This is a genomic window from Kitasatospora sp. NPDC059160 (assembly GCF_042755465.1).
In the GTDB taxonomy this organism is placed as follows: domain Bacteria; phylum Actinomycetota; class Actinomycetes; order Streptomycetales; family Streptomycetaceae; genus Kitasatospora.
In genome coordinates this window covers 43621-58631 of the sequence record NZ_JBHZCN010000060.1, presented here as the reverse complement: position 1 = coordinate 58631, position 15011 = coordinate 43621, and the positions used below count along the sequence as shown (strand labels likewise).

The 15011-nt window shown below is 70.5% G+C and carries 12 protein-coding genes; 4 read left to right on the top strand and 8 right to left on the bottom strand.

Annotated features, from left to right (window positions below):
• Window positions 1-136 precede the first annotated feature (136 nt).
• On the bottom strand, window positions 137-763 hold the full coding sequence (locus ACFXOZ_RS24870; protein WP_380592739.1) for a DUF6891 domain-containing protein: 627 nt from the start codon (window positions 761-763) through the stop codon (window positions 137-139).
• A gap of 69 nt (window positions 764-832) precedes the next feature.
• Here ACFXOZ_RS24870 and ACFXOZ_RS24865 point away from each other — a divergent pair, with 69 nt between their 5' ends.
• Complete coding sequence (locus ACFXOZ_RS24865) at window positions 833-1795, top strand: DUF1152 domain-containing protein (protein ID WP_380592737.1); 963 nt, start codon at window positions 833-835, stop codon at window positions 1793-1795.
• Window positions 1796-1870: 75 nt separating this feature from the next.
• On the opposite strand, the gene ACFXOZ_RS24860 is transcribed toward ACFXOZ_RS24865, so the two are convergent.
• Together ACFXOZ_RS24860 and ACFXOZ_RS24855 are read right to left on the bottom strand one after the other, a co-directional pair.
• Entirely contained in the window at window positions 1871-2416 is a 546-nt protein-coding gene (locus tag ACFXOZ_RS24860) for an FHA domain-containing protein (protein ID WP_375892613.1), read from the bottom strand.
• A gap of 146 nt (window positions 2417-2562) precedes the next feature.
• The gene (locus ACFXOZ_RS24855) at window positions 2563-3120 is read right to left on the bottom strand and encodes a DUF1697 domain-containing protein (protein WP_375892612.1); all 558 of its coding nucleotides are present in this window, start codon (window positions 3118-3120) and stop codon (window positions 2563-2565) included.
• Window positions 3121-3229: 109 nt separating this feature from the next.
• On the opposite strand from ACFXOZ_RS24855, the gene ACFXOZ_RS24850 reads away from it, so the two are divergent.
• Window positions 3230-3700, top strand: a complete 471-nt coding sequence (locus ACFXOZ_RS24850; protein WP_380592734.1) for a pyridoxamine 5'-phosphate oxidase family protein — start codon at window positions 3230-3232, stop codon at window positions 3698-3700.
• A 37-nt stretch (window positions 3701-3737) separates the two neighbouring features.
• On the opposite strand, the gene ACFXOZ_RS24845 is transcribed toward ACFXOZ_RS24850, so the two are convergent.
• Window positions 3738-4094, bottom strand: coding sequence for an arsenate reductase family protein (locus ACFXOZ_RS24845; RefSeq protein WP_375892608.1), 357 nt, complete (start codon window positions 4092-4094; stop codon window positions 3738-3740).
• Window positions 4095-4284: 190 nt separating this feature from the next.
• Here ACFXOZ_RS24845 and ACFXOZ_RS24840 point away from each other — a divergent pair, with 190 nt between their 5' ends.
• Window positions 4285-5502, top strand: a complete 1218-nt coding sequence (locus tag ACFXOZ_RS24840; RefSeq protein WP_380522748.1) for a cytochrome P450 — start codon at window positions 4285-4287, stop codon at window positions 5500-5502.
• A gap of 170 nt (window positions 5503-5672) precedes the next feature.
• Window positions 5673-6761 carry a PP2C family protein-serine/threonine phosphatase gene (locus ACFXOZ_RS24835; protein WP_375892604.1) on the top strand — a complete coding sequence of 363 codons (1089 nt, stop codon included), beginning with the start codon at window positions 5673-5675 and terminating at the stop codon, window positions 6759-6761.
• A gap of 268 nt (window positions 6762-7029) precedes the next feature.
• On the opposite strand, the gene ACFXOZ_RS24830 is transcribed toward ACFXOZ_RS24835, so the two are convergent.
• Genes ACFXOZ_RS24830 through ACFXOZ_RS24815 form a run of 4 tightly spaced genes read right to left on the bottom strand, consistent with a single transcriptional unit; the run spans window position 7030 to window position 14787 of the window.
• Entirely contained in the window at window positions 7030-8130 is a 1101-nt protein-coding gene (locus ACFXOZ_RS24830; protein ID WP_380592732.1) for a DNA helicase, read from the bottom strand.
• The gene (drmB, locus tag ACFXOZ_RS24825) at window positions 8127-10019 is read right to left on the bottom strand and encodes a DrmB family protein (protein ID WP_380592730.1); all 1893 of its coding nucleotides are present in this window, start codon (window positions 10017-10019) and stop codon (window positions 8127-8129) included. Before drmB ends, ACFXOZ_RS24830 begins: the two co-directional genes overlap by 4 nt.
• Window positions 10016-13246: a helicase-related protein gene (locus ACFXOZ_RS24820; RefSeq protein WP_380592728.1), complete on the bottom strand. Its 3231-nt coding sequence runs from the start codon at window positions 13244-13246 to the stop codon at window positions 10016-10018. Before ACFXOZ_RS24820 ends, drmB begins: the two co-directional genes overlap by 4 nt.
• Entirely contained in the window at window positions 13171-14787 is a 1617-nt protein-coding gene (locus tag ACFXOZ_RS24815) for an NERD domain-containing protein (RefSeq protein ID WP_380592726.1), read from the bottom strand. The genes ACFXOZ_RS24820 and ACFXOZ_RS24815 overlap by 76 nt, the downstream gene beginning before the upstream one ends.
• Window positions 14788-15011 lie beyond the last annotated feature (224 nt).

Genomic DNA, 15011 nt, shown 5'->3' with positions numbered 1-15011 from the left:
GCCCGAGAGATCTACCGAGTCCTGACCACGCCCAGCACACCGAGCACCACCACCGAGCAGCTCACCATCGCTGCTTGACATCCATAAGAGCATCCGTTCCGCCGCAGCGCTCCCCGGCGCGCGGCTGCTCCTGCCCCTACTCCGGCAGGCGGTTGAGCCACTCCAGCGGAGCGACCCGGATCGCCGTGTGCGGCGAGCCGTCCCACTCCACCGGAAGGCCGACCGTCTCCATCGCGGCCACCACGGCCCGGCCGATCTCCACCGTCCGCTGCTCCGCCGCCCCGCCTGACTCCGCCCCGCCCGACTCCTCCCCGGTGCGGAAGCCGCCGTAGCGCAGCATCAGCCCGCGCCCGGCCGCAGCCGCCTCGGTGTCCTGCTGGTGGAAGAAGACGAAGCCCCGCGAGTCCTCGTCCGCCTCGCCGCCGATCTCCGCGTAGCCGCAGGCGGCGCAACAGGTGAAGTCCATCGCCGCGACGATGCCCTGGTCCTCCAGGAGGTCGAAGGCCCGCTCCAGCCGGTCCACGTCCGTGAACTCCGGCCAGTGGGCCTGCTCGGCGAGCCGTTCCTCCCACAGCGGAGCGACGATCCGCTCCGCCTCCTCCTGCGTCAGCCCCTGGTCGTCGAGGACCTCGACCAGGGACTCGGCTATCTCGTCCGGCTCCTGGAAGCCGCACCGGATCAACTCGCCTGCCCGTTCCTGGGCTTCGAGCAGCACGTCGGAGGTGAGCGCGGTGTCCCGGGTCATGCCCGCATCCTGGGTCATGTCCGCATCCTGGCACCCGGCACTGACAATTCCGGGCCGAGGCCACCACCCGTGCGCTACCGTCCGGCGGTGACCTCTCTGCTGCAACCCCCGCTGATCACCCGGCTGCTGGCCGCCGAGCGGATTCTGATCGCCGGCGCCGGCGGGGGTTTCGACGTCTACGCCGGACTCCCGATCGCCCTGGCCCTGCGGGCGGCCGGCAAGGACGTGCACCTGGCCAACCTCTCCTTCACCCACCTCTACGGGCTGCCCGGCGAGGTCTGGCACCAGCCCGACGTGGCCAGGATCGGGCCCGACACCCCCGCCCCCGAGGGCTACTTCCCGGAACGCACGCTGGCCCGCTGGCTGCGGCTGCACGGGATGCCCGACACCGTGTGGGCCTTCCCGACCGTGGGCGTCAGACTGCTCCGCGAGGCCTACCGCACCCTGGTCGCCCACCTGGACGTGGACGCGATCCTGCTGGTGGACGGCGGCACCGACATCCTGATGCGCGGCGACGAGACGGGACTCGGCACGCCCGAGGAGGACATGGCGAGCCTGGCCGCCGTGGCGGGCCTGACGGAGGTGCCGGAACGGCTGGTCGCCTGCCTGGGCTTCGGCATCGACGCCCACCACGGCGTCAACCACGCCCTGGTGCTGGAGAACCTCGCGGCGATCGACCGGGCCGGCGGCTACCTCGGCGCCTTCTCCATCCCGCGCGGCAGCCGGGAGGGCGCGCTCTACCTGGACGCCGTCGAGCACGCCCGGGCCGCCTTCCCGGAGCACCCCAGCATCGTCAACGGCTCGGTGGCGGCCGCGCTGCGCGGCGAGTTCGGCGACGTGCAGTTCACCGAGCGGACCAAGGGCGGGCAGCTCTTCGTCAATCCGCTGATGACGCTCTACTTCGGCGTCACGGTCGAGGCGCTGGCCGCCGAGAACCGCTACCTGGACCGGCTGGAGCACACCGTGCTGACCCGCCAGATCTCCACCCTCATCGAGGAGTTCCGGGACGAGCTGCCCAGCCGACGGCCGCCCCGGCAGTTCCCGCACTGACCCCGACGGTCGGGGAGCGGGTGTGGGGCGCGGCGTGTGGGGGACGCGGGGTGTGGGGGCGCGGCTTCCGGCGACTCAGTGCGGTGCGAGCCGGAACTCCAGGTTCCCGAACCGCACCTGGTCGCCCGGCCGTACCGGGATCCCGCCCGCGATCCGCCGCCCGTTCACATGGGTGCCGTTGGTCGACCCGAGGTCGTACAGCACCCAACCGCCGTTCTCGTGCCGCAACTCGGCGTGGTTCCGGGAGACCGAGGCGTCGTGCAGCCGCAGCCCCGAGCCGGGGATCCGGCCGATCGTCAGCAGTCCCGCCCCGGCCTGCGGCAGGCTCAGCCCGGGCAGACGCTCGGTGCGCCAGGCCCGGTTCAGCCGGGCGCCGAAGGCGGAGGCCCGGCCGACCGTCCGCAGGACGAAGCGCTCGACCGGCCCGCCGGTGGGCAGCCCGGCCACCGCGGCGTCCAACTCGTCGCGGCTGGTGGCCTGGAGGACGATGTCCATCCGGCCGAGGAAGGTGTCGTGCGACAGCCGGCCGCTGCCCGCGCCGTCCCTGAGCAGCCCGAGCGCCTGGTCCCGTTCGGCGTCGGAGGGCCGGACGGCGCCGGTGGGGAGCTCAGGCTGCGTCATGGCCCGATTGTCGGTTCGACCGGCTTCGACTGTCCAGATCGCGCGCGGTTCCGGCGCATGGTTCGTACCTCACTGAGCGACAGACGCCCGCTCCACCTGCACGGTTCCCGCCGGGTCGGGTGCCTCCGGCCCGCTCGGTCGGGCCGTCAGCCCTTCCGGGCAGCGGCCAGGATCTTCTCCGTGGTGTGCAGGAACCGGGAGGTCACCGCCCCCCGGTACGACTTACCGAACATCTCCTTGGTGACCCACTTGCCGTCCTGGAGGTGGACCACCACGTACGCCGCGCCCGGATCGGTGCCCAGCACCTCGAAGTCGCCCTTCGGCGAGCGGTGCGGCCCGGAGAGCTCGGCCGGCAGCGGCTCGGAGAGGAAGGCGATCACCAGCCGGACGTCCGGGGTGACCTCGACGCCCCGGAACGGCTCGGCGGCGAGCAGCGCGGCCACCTCGTCGACCGTCCGCAGCAGCACCGGCACCGGGTAGCCGAGCGCCTGCTCCAGGTGCGCCTCGATCCGCGCGGTCAGCGCGGCCCGGTCGGGCTCGTCGGTCCGGAAGAAGACGTTGCCGGTCTGGATGTACGAGCGGACGTCCGCCAGCCCCAGCTCGGTGAAGAGCGCCCGCAGCCGCTCCATCTTCACCGTGCGGCCGCCGACGTTGATGGCGCGCAGGAACGCGATGTACCGGGTGGAGGCGTTCGAGGTGGTCACCCTGCCAGTCTGGCACCGCCCACCGACAACGCCCGCCCACCGCACCCCCTCGCGCGCGCGGCACCGTTCGTACCCGGCGGTTGTCGGTGCCGGGTGCCAGACTGGCGCCATGGCTACCTGGCAGGATTTCGAGCACGAGGCACCCGAACTCGCGGCCCTGGTACGGGCCCGGTTCGACGCCAACAAGCACCACGTCCTGGCGACGCTGCGCAAGGACGGCTCACCCCGGGTGAGCGGGTCGGAGGTCGACTTCGTCGGGGCCGACGCCTGGCTCGGGTCGATGTACGGCGCGGTCAAGGCACGCGACCTCCAGCGGGACGCGCGGTTCGCGCTGCACGCCCACCCGGGCGACGAGACCATGGCCGGCGGGGACTCCAAGCTCTCCGGCCGCGCGGTGGAGGTCACCGACGAGAACGAGCTCGCCGCCTTCACGGCCGACCTGCCGGAGCCGCCGCCCACCCCGTTCCACCTCTTCCGGCTGGATCTCCAGCAGGTGGTGCACACCAGCCTGGACGGCGACGCCCTGTGGGTCCTCAACTGGCACCCGGGCCGGCCGGTGGAGCGGACCCAGCTCCACTGACCGATCGGCCCGGAACGCCCACGGCAGGTCGGAACGCCTACGGCAGAACGGACTTGAGCGCCTCGGGAGTCCGGGCCACGACGGCGTGCCCGTCGTCCGCGGTGATGATCGGGCGCTGGATCAGCACGGGGTGCTCGGCCATCGCCGCGATCCAGCGCGCCCGCTCGCCCGCCTCCCGGGGCCACCCCTTCATCCCCAGCTCCTTGGCGACCGGCTCGTCGGTGCGGGTGATGTCCCACGGCTCCAGGCCCAGGCGCTCCAGCACCTGCTCCAGCTCGGCCGCGGTCGGCGGGTCCTCCAGGTAGCGCCGCACGGTGTACTTCGCCCCGGCGGCGTTCAGCTCGTTGAGCGCCGACCGGCACTTGCCACACCGCGGATTGATCCAGATCTCCATGCCGACCAGCCTATCCGCGCTGCCGCCCGGCCCCGGACCCGTCGCCGCCGGCCCGGGGCCCGGTCCGTCTCCGGTCCGTCTCCGGTCCGTCTCCGAGTCCGGCGCCGCCGGGTCCGTCGGCGGCGGGAACTCCGCCGTGCCCGCCCGCTGTTCACGAACCAGGAACCAGCACGTCGGAGGGGAGCACCAGATGGACGGCGCCGCGATCATCGAGCAGCTGATGACCACGGAGGTCAGGACCGATCCGTACCCGCTCTACGCCAGGGCGCACGAGCTCGGCCCGGTGGCCCCGGCCGGGGACGGCATGTTCGTGGTGAGCGGCTACGCGGCGGTCGACAAGGTGCTCCGCACGCCCGCCTTCGGCGTCGCGACCGCCGAGATGACGGCCGGCCTCGCCCCGGAGTTCGCCGCGCACTCCTCGCTCGCCCTGTTCGGCCGCTCGATCCTCCAGCGCAACGCCCCCGACCAGCCCCGGGTCCGCTCGCTGATCGCCTCGGTGTTCACCGCCCGCCGGGTCGCCGCCCTGCGCCCCGCGGTGGAGGCGGCGATCGGCCGGCTGCTGGACGGGATGGCCGAGCAGGGGGCGGACGGCTCCCCGGTGGACTTCATGGACGCCTTCGCCTTCCGGCTGCCGGTCGGGGTGATCTGCGAGCTGCTCGGCGTGCCCGAGCGGGACCGCTACCGCTTCCGCGACCTCGCCTCCGACCTGACCGTCGCCCTGGAGGTCACCCAGGACTTCGACGAGCTGGGCGCCGCCGACCGGGCCGCCGACGAGCTGTCCGACTACTTCACCGCGCTGATCGCCGAACGGCTGGCCCGCCCGCAGGACGACCTGGTCAGCGACCTGGCCCGGGTCGCCGTCGAGGACGGCGGGCGGCTGTCCGGCACCGAACTGCTGGCCAACCTGGTGCTGCTGCTGGTGGCCGGCTTCGAGACCACCACCAACCTCCTCGGCAACGGCCTCGCCCTGCTGTTCCGCCATCCCGAGGTGGCCGCCGGACTGCGCAGCGGCGCGGTCACCCCGGCCGGGTTCACCGACGAGGTGCTGCGCTTCGACTCCCCGGTCCAGGCCACCGCACGGGTCGCCCTGGAGGAGGGCCTGTCGGTCGAGGGCCTGCCCGTCCCGGCCGGCAGCGGGCTGACCCTGCTGATCGGCGCGGCCAACCACGACCCGGCCCGGTACGAGCGGCCGGCGGTGTTCGACCCGTCGCGCACGGACAGCCAGCCGCTCAGCTTCGGTGGCGGCACCCACTTCTGCCTGGGCTCCCAGCTGGCCCGGCTGGAGGGCGAGCTCGCGGTGCCCGCCCTGCTGGACCGTTTCCCCGGGCTCGCCCAGGGCGGCGCCCCGACCCGGCGTGACCGCCTGGTGCTGCGCGGTTACGAGACGCTGCCGGTGACCCTCCGCTGACCGCGCCCTTGCCCCCCACTCCCGGTCCTCTCCCGGCCCGGCGCGGTCCACGCGCCGGAACCCGGGACGTCGGCCATTCGTGACGGGGGCGTCCGTGGGGGAGCATGGAGGGACCAATCCTGTCATTCCTGGCGAATCGCCCAGGTCCGGTCAGCCAGGAGGCCCCCGCCGTGTCCGCCCCCCGCCCGCCGCAGCTCGCGGTCGCGCAGTCCCGGGTGCCGCGCTGGGTGCCCTGGCTGCCGGTGGTCCTGCTGCTCCTGGACCTGGCCACCGAGGCCGTCGTCCCGGACGCGGTGGCGGCCGGCTTCCTGCTCACCGCCCTGCCCGTGGTGGCCGCGTTCAGCTACGGCCCGGTGCTGACCGCCACCACCACGGGCGGTGCGCTGGCCCTCCAGCTGCTGCTGGCCCTGCGCGCGGGCCACGTCAACGAGCAGCACCACGTCTGGGTGTACATCGCCACCGCGCTGTCCGGGGTGATGGGCACCGCCCTGTCCTGGCAGCGCACCCGGCAGAACCGCACCCTCTTGCAGGCCCGCACCGTCGCCGAGACCCTGCAGCGCACGGTGCTGCGGCCGGTGCCGGAGCGGGCCGGCGGCCTGCGGGTCGCCGGACTGTACCGCCCGGCGCAGGCCGAGGTGCTGGTCGGCGGGGACCTCTACGAGGTGTGCGACACCCGCTTCGGCGTCCGGGTGCTGCTCGGGGACGTCCGCGGCAAGGGCCTCGGCGCGGTCCGCACCGTCGCCGACGTGCTCGGCGCCTTCCGGGCGGCCGCCCACGACACCCCGGGCCTGGTCGAGCTCGCCGACCAGCTGGACCGCGCGGTGCTGCGCGACGCGGCCGACCGCGGCGACGACGAGCTGTTCGTCACCGCCGTCCTGCTCCAGTACCGCCCGGGCACCGACTGCGTGGAGTTCGTCAACCGCGGCCACACCACCCCACTGCTGCTGGGCCGGGGCACCATCGCCCCGGTGGCCTGCACCGACGAACTCCCGCTCGGCCTGGGCCACCTCCGCCCCGAGGACGAACCCGCCAAGCCGACGACCGTCGCCCTCCCCCCTGGGCACACCGTCCTGCTCTACACCGACGGCGTCAGCGAGGCCCGCGACTCCACCGGCGCCTTCTACCCCCTCGCCCCGCGCCTGGCCGCCCTGGCCAGCACGGCACCGGACCGAGTGGTCTCCTTCCTGGCCCAGGACGTCCACCAGTACGCCGGCCTCCTCGCCGACGACCTCGCCGTCCTCGCCCTCACCCCCGAATAACCCCGCACCGCCCGGCGCGACGGCCGTGCTGCACGAAACGGGTCCCTGTAGGTCAGCGATCAGCTGACCTACAGGGACCCGCTCACGCCGGGGCCGGGACTCTTACAGGTCGTAGATGTGATCGAACATGCCCCTGACCTGCGGAAACATGGACCGGATGGAAGATCATTTCACGACCAGTGCAAACTCGGAGCGCTTGACGACGAGACGCGGTGAGAAACGTCGAGCGGATGCAGGGAGGTTGTCGCACTGTAGGGAGCGAGTCCTGTCAGCCGTGGTGGCGTGTCAGCAGGGCGTCGGAGATCGCTGCCGTGATGGGGGGCTCGTGAGTTCCTCGATGGATGAAGTGCAGATCCTCGCGGGCTCGAGTGCAGAGCACGAGGAAGCGGAGGCGTGCCTCCACGCCGGTCGGGTCCTCGGTGTAGCAGTCCAGGTCGGGGACGAAGACGCTGTCGAACTCCAGGCCTTTCGCGCTCGCCGTGCTGACGATCCGGATGGGACGGGTCGAGAAGTCCATGGCGTTCCGGTGGCGGTCGTCGAAGACGTACGCCTGGGTCATCTTCGCGAGCCCGCGGGAGGCCAGCCCGCCCTGGATCTCCCGGATCATCTGGACCGACCTGCAGATGATCCCGATGCTCCGGTCCTGATGGGCGTTGAAGTACTGGACGATTCCGGTGAGGAGACCGTCGAGGGACGGAACCCGCATGACGACCGGCATGCTGCCGGAACGCGCCGGCAACGGCAGCCCGGGTCGGTTGCCCACGTGGAACTCCGATGCCAGCAGGGCGATCTCACGGCTGCCCCGGTGGTCCTGTCGCAACTCCACCGGAGCGGCTGGCACACCGAGCGTTCGACAGACCTCGGAGAGCGCCGACTCCTCCGCACCGATGCGCTGGTTCTCGTCCGCAAAGACCGTGACGTCGACACCGAGGACGCGGCAGAGGCGGTAGAAGCCCAGCGGTAGGTTCTGGCCCTCGTCGACGACTAGATGCGTTCTCACCCCGACGCCCCGCAGCACGCAGCTCCGCTGCATCTCGACCCAGTCGTAGCGCCGCTCGTCCTCGGCGGACCGAGGCGGTTCGCTTTCGAAGGTCTCCCACCACAAGGCGTTGAGCCACCGGGCGCAAGTGGTCACGCGTGGCGACCCGGTCAACTCCGGGGCCAGTTGCGCGATGTACTGGTGCAGCAGGTTGTAGCGGGTGAGGAGGACGACCTCTCGGCCTGCCGCGGCCAGCGCCCACGCACGGTAGACGGCCATCACGGTCTTTCCCCCGCCGGGAGAACCGGTCACGACATGGTTTCCCCGGAACGGCAGTTCGACCACCGCCCTCTGGTCGCCCCCGAGTTCCAGCAGCGAAGGGAACCTCATACCCCTTCCACCGCCTCGGCCGACTCCAACAGGGCCGCCTGCAGCACCTCCTGGAAGAAGCCGGGAACCTCGTTGCCGCCGATCAGGAGTGTCCGGTCCAGGAGGGAGTTGTCGATCTCGCAGCAGGTCTCCGGGAGCAAGGTGCAGGCGTGGCACGCCGCGCGGTTCAGGTTGGCCAGCGACCGACCCGTCGAGTCGGCGCACAGCGGATCCTGCGAACACCACTGGGCCGATTCGAGTAGGCGGATCAACGTCTCCCCCAGATACGGCGGCCGACCCTGACGGACGAGCCCGCCGAGGGTTCCCTCGGTGTCCCCGGCAGCCGTGTAGATGAACACGCCGGCCTGTGGCGGGTACGTGCTGTCCGTGGGGTGGCTCCGGGCGTAGACGCGTTCTCGCAGGGACGCCGCGTTGTAGCCGCTGTCGTAGGACAGCTGACGGATGAAGTGATGGGCCAGCGTGTGCAGCATGACGAAGCGCGGCAGCAGCAACGGCCCCGACTTGTCCCTCAGCCGGTCGACCTTGAACGAGGTGGTCAGATCCCGCTCGATCCGTTGGGTCCAGAGGCGGACCGGTTCGAGCCGCTCCCAGTCGGTCAGTCGCTCTTCGTCCAGTGACACGAAGATTCCCTCGCCGTACGTCTCGACCGCGGGGAGCCACTTCGCCCGCTTCGCGGTGTCGACCGAGACGAGTCGACCGCCCTCGTCGCTGTCGCCGGAGCTGGGTTCGTAACGGGAGAAGCCTTCGAGCGCCCGGACCTCGCGCACCCGGTCCGCCACGACGACGGAGGCGACCCTTCGGTCCAGCTCCTGCATCGAGTGCGGGGCGGTGCCGGGGATGTCGAGACGCGTCCGACGCACGGAGAACGTCTTCGACGCGGGCACGGACTCCGGATCGGAGAACGCCGCCCACTCGGCGATGCTGAGGTGCTCGTCCGAGCCGAACGGCGAGGACGGGGCGCCTTGTTCGGAGGCGTGGCGCCCGATCTCTTCCACCAACTCCTCGGAGACCCCGCACTCGTCGGCGATGATGGCCCGGAAACTGTCGGCGATCGGACTGCCGTAGCGGTCCCGGTAGTCGGGCCAGAGGCGGTTGTCGAGGACCAGTTGGACCGCGGGGTCCTGCTCCGACGGGCCGCTCGGGGCCGGGATGTCGATCGCGGAGTGGACGACCGGGAAGTAGACGTTGGCCGCACCGCGCTGTACTGCCTGAGGTGTCTCCTCACAGGATTCCGGTTCGTCGGCCTCGTGTTGCCAGGGATGGGTCCCGGGGCAGTTCATCCCCAACTTCCGCAGGACGTTCTTGTGGCTGATCCCCGAGAGGTCCCGCCGGGCGTGGCAGGTCTCGCACGCGACGTGCAGGGCCTCGAGGCCGGACGATTCGGGGGTGGCGAGGAACCGGAGCCGATGGGACCGGCACTGTCGTTGGTCGTGTCCCTCGCTCGCGGAATGAGCCCAGCGAACCCAGGGGATGTCGGCCAGGTGACCGGCCCGACAAACCTGGATGAAACGCATGGGCGCCAGTTTCGGCCTGCCCGGGCAGCGCCCACAGGTGGGAACCCGGTCCTTCTCCTCGAGCGAGGTCTTCCAGAACGCCATTGACCGGCAGAGGGGACAGAAGAGCCATTTCGGGAAGCGCACGTACGTGGGCCCGTTGCGGCTGGTGTAGGCCGCCTTCCCCGACGGGATGACGGGAGCCGAACGGAAGTCCTCGACGCGCAGTTTCGCCGCGAGCCGGGAGGACTCCACCCGTACGGCGGTCTTGGACCAGCTGCGGATGTCTGCGGCCACGAACGATTCGCCTCGGAGGTCGATGATCCCACCGACCCCGAACGGAACGATGGTCTGCGTCCTGCGGACCTTGCGACGGATGTCCTTCACGGCGTTCACGCCCCCCTGACGACGACAAGGCAGTCTCGGTCGACATTGCGCATCGATTGGGCCGTCTCCCACAGGCCCTCCTGCTTGCCGAAGTCGGTCAGGAGGGAACTGAATGTGCGGCCCTGAGGGCGGTAGTACAGTCGCCCGCCTTCGCCCCGTGCACTCTGGGCCGCTTGTTGCCACTCGTCGATCCGCTCGTCCAGGCGCTTCGCCGTGTCTTCGGCCTCGTCCGGGTCGGCACGCCGCACGTGGTCGACGATGAGGTCCCGGATCCGGGCGACCTCGTCCATGTGCTCCAGGATTTCCCCAGCCTTGTTCTCGGCGGAGAGCCCGATCCCGTGGCGCACGAGGATGGTGAGTACGGCGTGCAGGGCACGATCTCGGGACGGGAGCGACCACGGGGTGACGCTGGTGGGTTCGACGTGCCGGTAGAGCGCACGGTGGTAGACACCGAACGACTCGTAGTGGGAGCGGTCGCGAGGCTTGGTCGACCGGAACAACGTGACGATCAGTCCCGGCACGTCGCGTCGGCCCACGCGACTGGTGGCCTGGATGTACTCGGAAGTCGTCTTGGGCTGCCCGTTCATGAGCATCAGGCCGAGCCGGGGAACGTCGACACCGACCGACAGCATGTTGGTGGTGGCGAGGAAGGAGACACTGCCCTGTTCCCCGAACCGTCTTCCCAACCGATCGAGCAACCGGGGTTGATCGGCTCGCGGGACGTTGCTGGTGAGTTCGACCACCGAGTTGTCGTCCAGTCGGCGGCGTCGGGATTCGTCCTTGGTCAGGTGCTCCAGTCGGGCGGGGATGTCGTCCCTGGCGATTGTGACGGTTCGGCCGAGTTCCCTGAGGCTGTTGTGGTAGGCCACCATGGTCCAGTAGGCGTCCCGCCGTGCCTCGTCGCCTCCCAGGTCCATCGGCGCCTGGAGGCCGGCGGCACCCACGTGGACGGTCGATGTGGAGGCGGTGTGGCCCTGGGCCATCACACCGACGTACAGGCGTCCCGGCTTCTCCTCGTCGGGCGAGGCGAAGTAGGAGCGACCCGCCTCGAGACCTGCAGGTGGGAACAACTGCACAGGACGACCGTAGAGGCTTCGGATCTGGTCCTGCGAGCGTCGGATCGTCGCCGTGGATGCGATGACCTTCGGTGTCGTGCCCTGCCATGAGCAGAGCTCGAGGACGGCGGATTCGTACAGGCCGACCGTGGTGCCCAGGGGACCCGCCAGGAGGTGCAGCTCGTCCTGGATCACCAGCGACGGTGCCCGTCTGCCGTCCTTGCCGAAGAGGTTGCCGGCTTCGGGCTCCCAGGCCAGGCGCGCGAACTTGTCCACGGTGCCGAGCACGAAGGTCGGCGGTTCCCGATAGATCTGCTCGTCCACCACGGCGACGGGCAACCGGTGGTGGAAGACGCATGTCGGCCGCGGACAGAAGAACCAGGTCTCGCCTCCGTTCGCGTGGATACCGAAGTCCTGGCCCTGACCGCTGCGTTCGGGGACGATCTCGGTGCCGCACCAGGGGCAGCGCTCCAGCAGGAAGCGGTCGTCCGGCTCGGGCGACTGCTTCAGGGCGTCGAGTTCCTGCTCGGCGGCGGAGATCCTGTTCGGTGTCGTCTCCTGGCCGACCCAGAGCCCGATGCTGATGGGTTCCTGCCCGAGGTCGTGGCGCGGTTCACCGTCGTGCCCGGCTCTGATGTACTCCAGCGCACAGATCGCGGTCGCCGTGCGCTGGAACTGCTGCGTGGTCAACAGACTGAGCGTGTACCGGCTCAGGACCGCCGTGCCGCCGCCCGCGACGCCGTACTGGAGCCGGCGGCGGAGGATCTCGAAACAGGCAGTGAGCAGATAGGCCTCGGTCTTCCCGCCACCGGTCGGGAACCAGATGAGGTCGACGGTCCGTCGGTCCTCGTGTTCCGGGATCATCAGGCTCTCGACCACGAGCAGGAAGTAGGCGAGCTGGAACGGGTGCCAGGCGTAGTCGGTGGGAGGCTCGGTGAGCTCGACCACCTCGCTGTTCCTGCGCCTGCGGCTGCCCGCCAGCTCGGGACGGCTGTGGAGCATCTGGAGCGCCATGGCCCGGTTGGCCAGGCGGAAGGCCGACCGCGCCCGCTCCCCGGTGGGTGTCGACGAGGTGAGTGCGGCCACTCCGGAGGCCATCCGGTCGAGCGCCGCGCCGATCCGGCTCAGCAGGCGCCCGGCGGGAGCGGAGGCCCACCGCGGCAGGGACTCGGCCTCGGACTGCTGGGTCTCGAACCACTTGCGGTACCCGAGGACGAACGAGTTCAGCCCGTCGCGCAGCTCCTCGACAGTGAGCTCGGGATTCGACAGGTGTGCGAGGTTGAGGACCGGAAGGTCCCGGGGCCCGTCGGGCTTGATGTGCGCGACGACCTGTTCCGGCATGACCTCCGTGCGCAGGGCGGTCACCGGGCCGGAGCTGTCGTCCCACACGACGGCACATCCGTGGCCCACGGCACGGGTGATGATGTGCCGGTACTGGACGCGCAGCTCCTGCTCCTCCTCGTCTCGGCTGTTGAGGCGGGTGCTCGGGTACTCGAGCACGGTGCCGTCTCTCGTGGTGGCACGGAGCGAGACCTGGAAGAGCATCAGCTCCCGGTCCTTGTGCCGGCTCTCGTCCTCCTTGTGCGCGTTGGACAGGACGCAGGTGACGAGGTGCCCGGCGCCGAAGCTTCGCCAGCGGACGTGGAGCAGGCCGTGTCCCTCCAGACAGGAGACCGGAGAGTCGGATCCGAGTTCCACGGTCAGGGGAGTCGACAACCGCGGCTGTCGTTCCCAACTGCGTCGCCCGCCCTCGCGGAGCGTCAGGTAGCGCGAGGCCTCGCAGACGACCTCGATTCGACGGGCGTCGGTGAAGAAGGAGAAGCCGAGTGAGGAAGGGAGCCAGGCGTTGGCCTCGGCGACCGGATCGTCGGCGAACCCGTCCTCCTCGCCGGACCCGGCCTCGGACTCGTCGAAGCTCTCCTCGCCCTCGGACACTGCGTGTTCGAGCATGGAGGAACCGCGCGGGTACAGCGTGCCCATCAGGTAGCGGCGGTCCGGCGGATCGACGAGGTGTTCCTCCTCTTCGGGCCCGGGACCGACCAGTTGACGGCGGAGGTAGGAGACGTAGGCGTCCCGGTGGGCGGAGAGCGACTGTTCAGTGTCGGTCACTTCGGTGCTCCCGCTCGTGTGATCACGGCCATTCCCAGGCCGCCCAGCGTCTTCCTGACGCCTGGTCGGCACGCGACCCAGAGCTGGGCGCGAGCCCTGGTGCAGGCGACGTAGAGCGCGTCGAGCCGGCCGTCCAGATGCTGGGGCTCGAGGTCGATGAGACAGACGACGTGGTTCTCGTGTCCCTTGAAGTCGGCAACGGACGACCAGGTGAGCCTGCGCCTGGTACGAGCCGAGCCGACCACGTCGGTGAAGCGTTCGATCTTGGACACGCGCTGCGAGAAGCGGGCGGAGCTCGACTCCCAGTCGCCGGCGACCGACAGGAGTGTGACGTCCTGTGGGGACACCTCCTGCTGCAACAGGTCGTTCACGTAGGCATCGAGCTGCGCGGCCTCGTCCCGGACGTCCTGGACGTCCTGGAAGACGGGAGATTCCCCTTCACCGGCCGAGGCGACACCCAGGTCTGCGCCCGTGTACGTCCGGACCTCCTTGACGATCTGCACGGTGTTGCGGCAGTTGCGCTTCATCGGCCCGTACACCATGCCCATGCCGCGCAGGTAGTCCCATGCCTCGGGGTCGAAGGTCGTCGGGGCGAGCACCTGGTTGTTCTGGTCCAGCATGAAGGTCCATCGGCCCTGTTCGAGCCCGCCCGCCGACAGGTCGTCCAGGACGCCGAGCCTGTCGAAGGTCATCAGGTCCTGGGCCTCGTCGACGATCAGGTGGTCGAAGGCCTGACCCTGGACCTCCGCCAGCCGGTCGAACGGCAGGACGGTGACCGGGTGATCGGAGAGGATCCGGGCCAGGTGGGTGGTCAGGGTGGGGCTCGCGGCGGTGAAGAGGACGCTGCCGGTGGCGGAGCTGCGTCGCGCGGCCTCGACAGCCAGAAAGGTCTTGCCGGTGCCGGCGCCTCCGGTCCAGACGAGGCGGTGGTTCGACTCCAGCTCGTCCAGTCTGTCGAACTGTTCCTTGGTGAGGCGCTCGAAGGCCACGTCCAGGTCCGTCAGCCGGGTGCGCAGGTTCGGTACGAGGTCGAAGTCCGGGCGGACGGCATTGAGCATCTTGTCGCGCAGCGCCGCGGGTACGTCGGTCTCCGCCCACCGGTTGCGTGTGCGCCAGAAGCGGGTGGCCCGCGCGATGCCCTCGGCCAGCCCGCGGCCGCCGGCGTAGGCCTTGCTGCCCAGATACTGCTCGGGCTCGAACTCGGTGGTCCGGTCGAGGTCGACGTCCGGCGTGATCACCAGGTATCCGCTCGGGACCTTCAGCGTGCGCAGATCGCCGACCCGCTCGCCGAGCTGCCGCTCGAACGCGTGCATGCCGCCGCTGGCCTGGGCGAAGGGGCTCTCGCCGGGGCGCTCGTCGGTGCCGAACGGCCCGTAGTACCACTTGCCGTCCCGCTGGCAGACGCGGCCGCCCTTGACCTCGATGAAGAGCAGCAGTTCCGGCATGATGACGACGAAGTCGATCTCGCCGACGCGTTTGCGGGCGTGCCGTGGGAGGTGGACCGAGTGCAGGGCGACGCTCCGGGCGTCAGGCATGGCTTTGAGCGCCGTGAAGACGCTGCGCTCGGCCCGGCTCTGCGTGCTGTTCGAGATCTCGCTCGGGATGATCCGCATCAATTCTCCCCACCCTCACCGACAGATCTTCAACATACCGAATGCCGGCTTCCGGCTCTCGAGTGCGGGCCGTGGCGATCAGTCGCTGGCAGTAGTGGCCGGTTAAGTGATGAACTACGGGCAGATACCGGCGAGCGGGCGAGGCGATCATAGTGAACGGTGGTGCGTTCGGTGAGCGCCTTCACGGCATCGACCAGGACTTCCTGGTCGGTCTGATCGGTCGG

Bases quoted from the DNA above. Each gene is read 5' to 3' on its own strand.
- ACFXOZ_RS24845 (WP_375892608.1), bottom strand. From the start codon at position 4,094: ATGGAGATCTGGATCAATCCGCGGTGTGGCAAGTGCCGGTCGGCGCTC.
- ACFXOZ_RS24840 (WP_380522748.1), top strand. From the start codon at position 4,285: ATGGACGGCGCCGCGATCATCGAGCAGCTGATGACCACGGAGGTCAGG.
- ACFXOZ_RS24830 (WP_380592732.1), bottom strand. From the start codon at position 8,130: ATGAGGTTCCCTTCGCTGCTGGAACTCGGGGGCGACCAGAGGGCGGTG.
- ACFXOZ_RS24815 (WP_380592726.1), bottom strand. From the start codon at position 14,787: ATGCGGATCATCCCGAGCGAGATCTCGAACAGCACGCAGAGCCGGGCC.
- ACFXOZ_RS24860 (WP_375892613.1), bottom strand. From the start codon at position 2,416: ATGACGCAGCCTGAGCTCCCCACCGGCGCCGTCCGGCCCTCCGACGCC.
- ACFXOZ_RS24850 (WP_380592734.1), top strand. From the start codon at position 3,230: ATGGCTACCTGGCAGGATTTCGAGCACGAGGCACCCGAACTCGCGGCC.
- ACFXOZ_RS24870 (WP_380592739.1), bottom strand. From the start codon at position 763: ATGACCCAGGATGCGGGCATGACCCGGGACACCGCGCTCACCTCCGAC.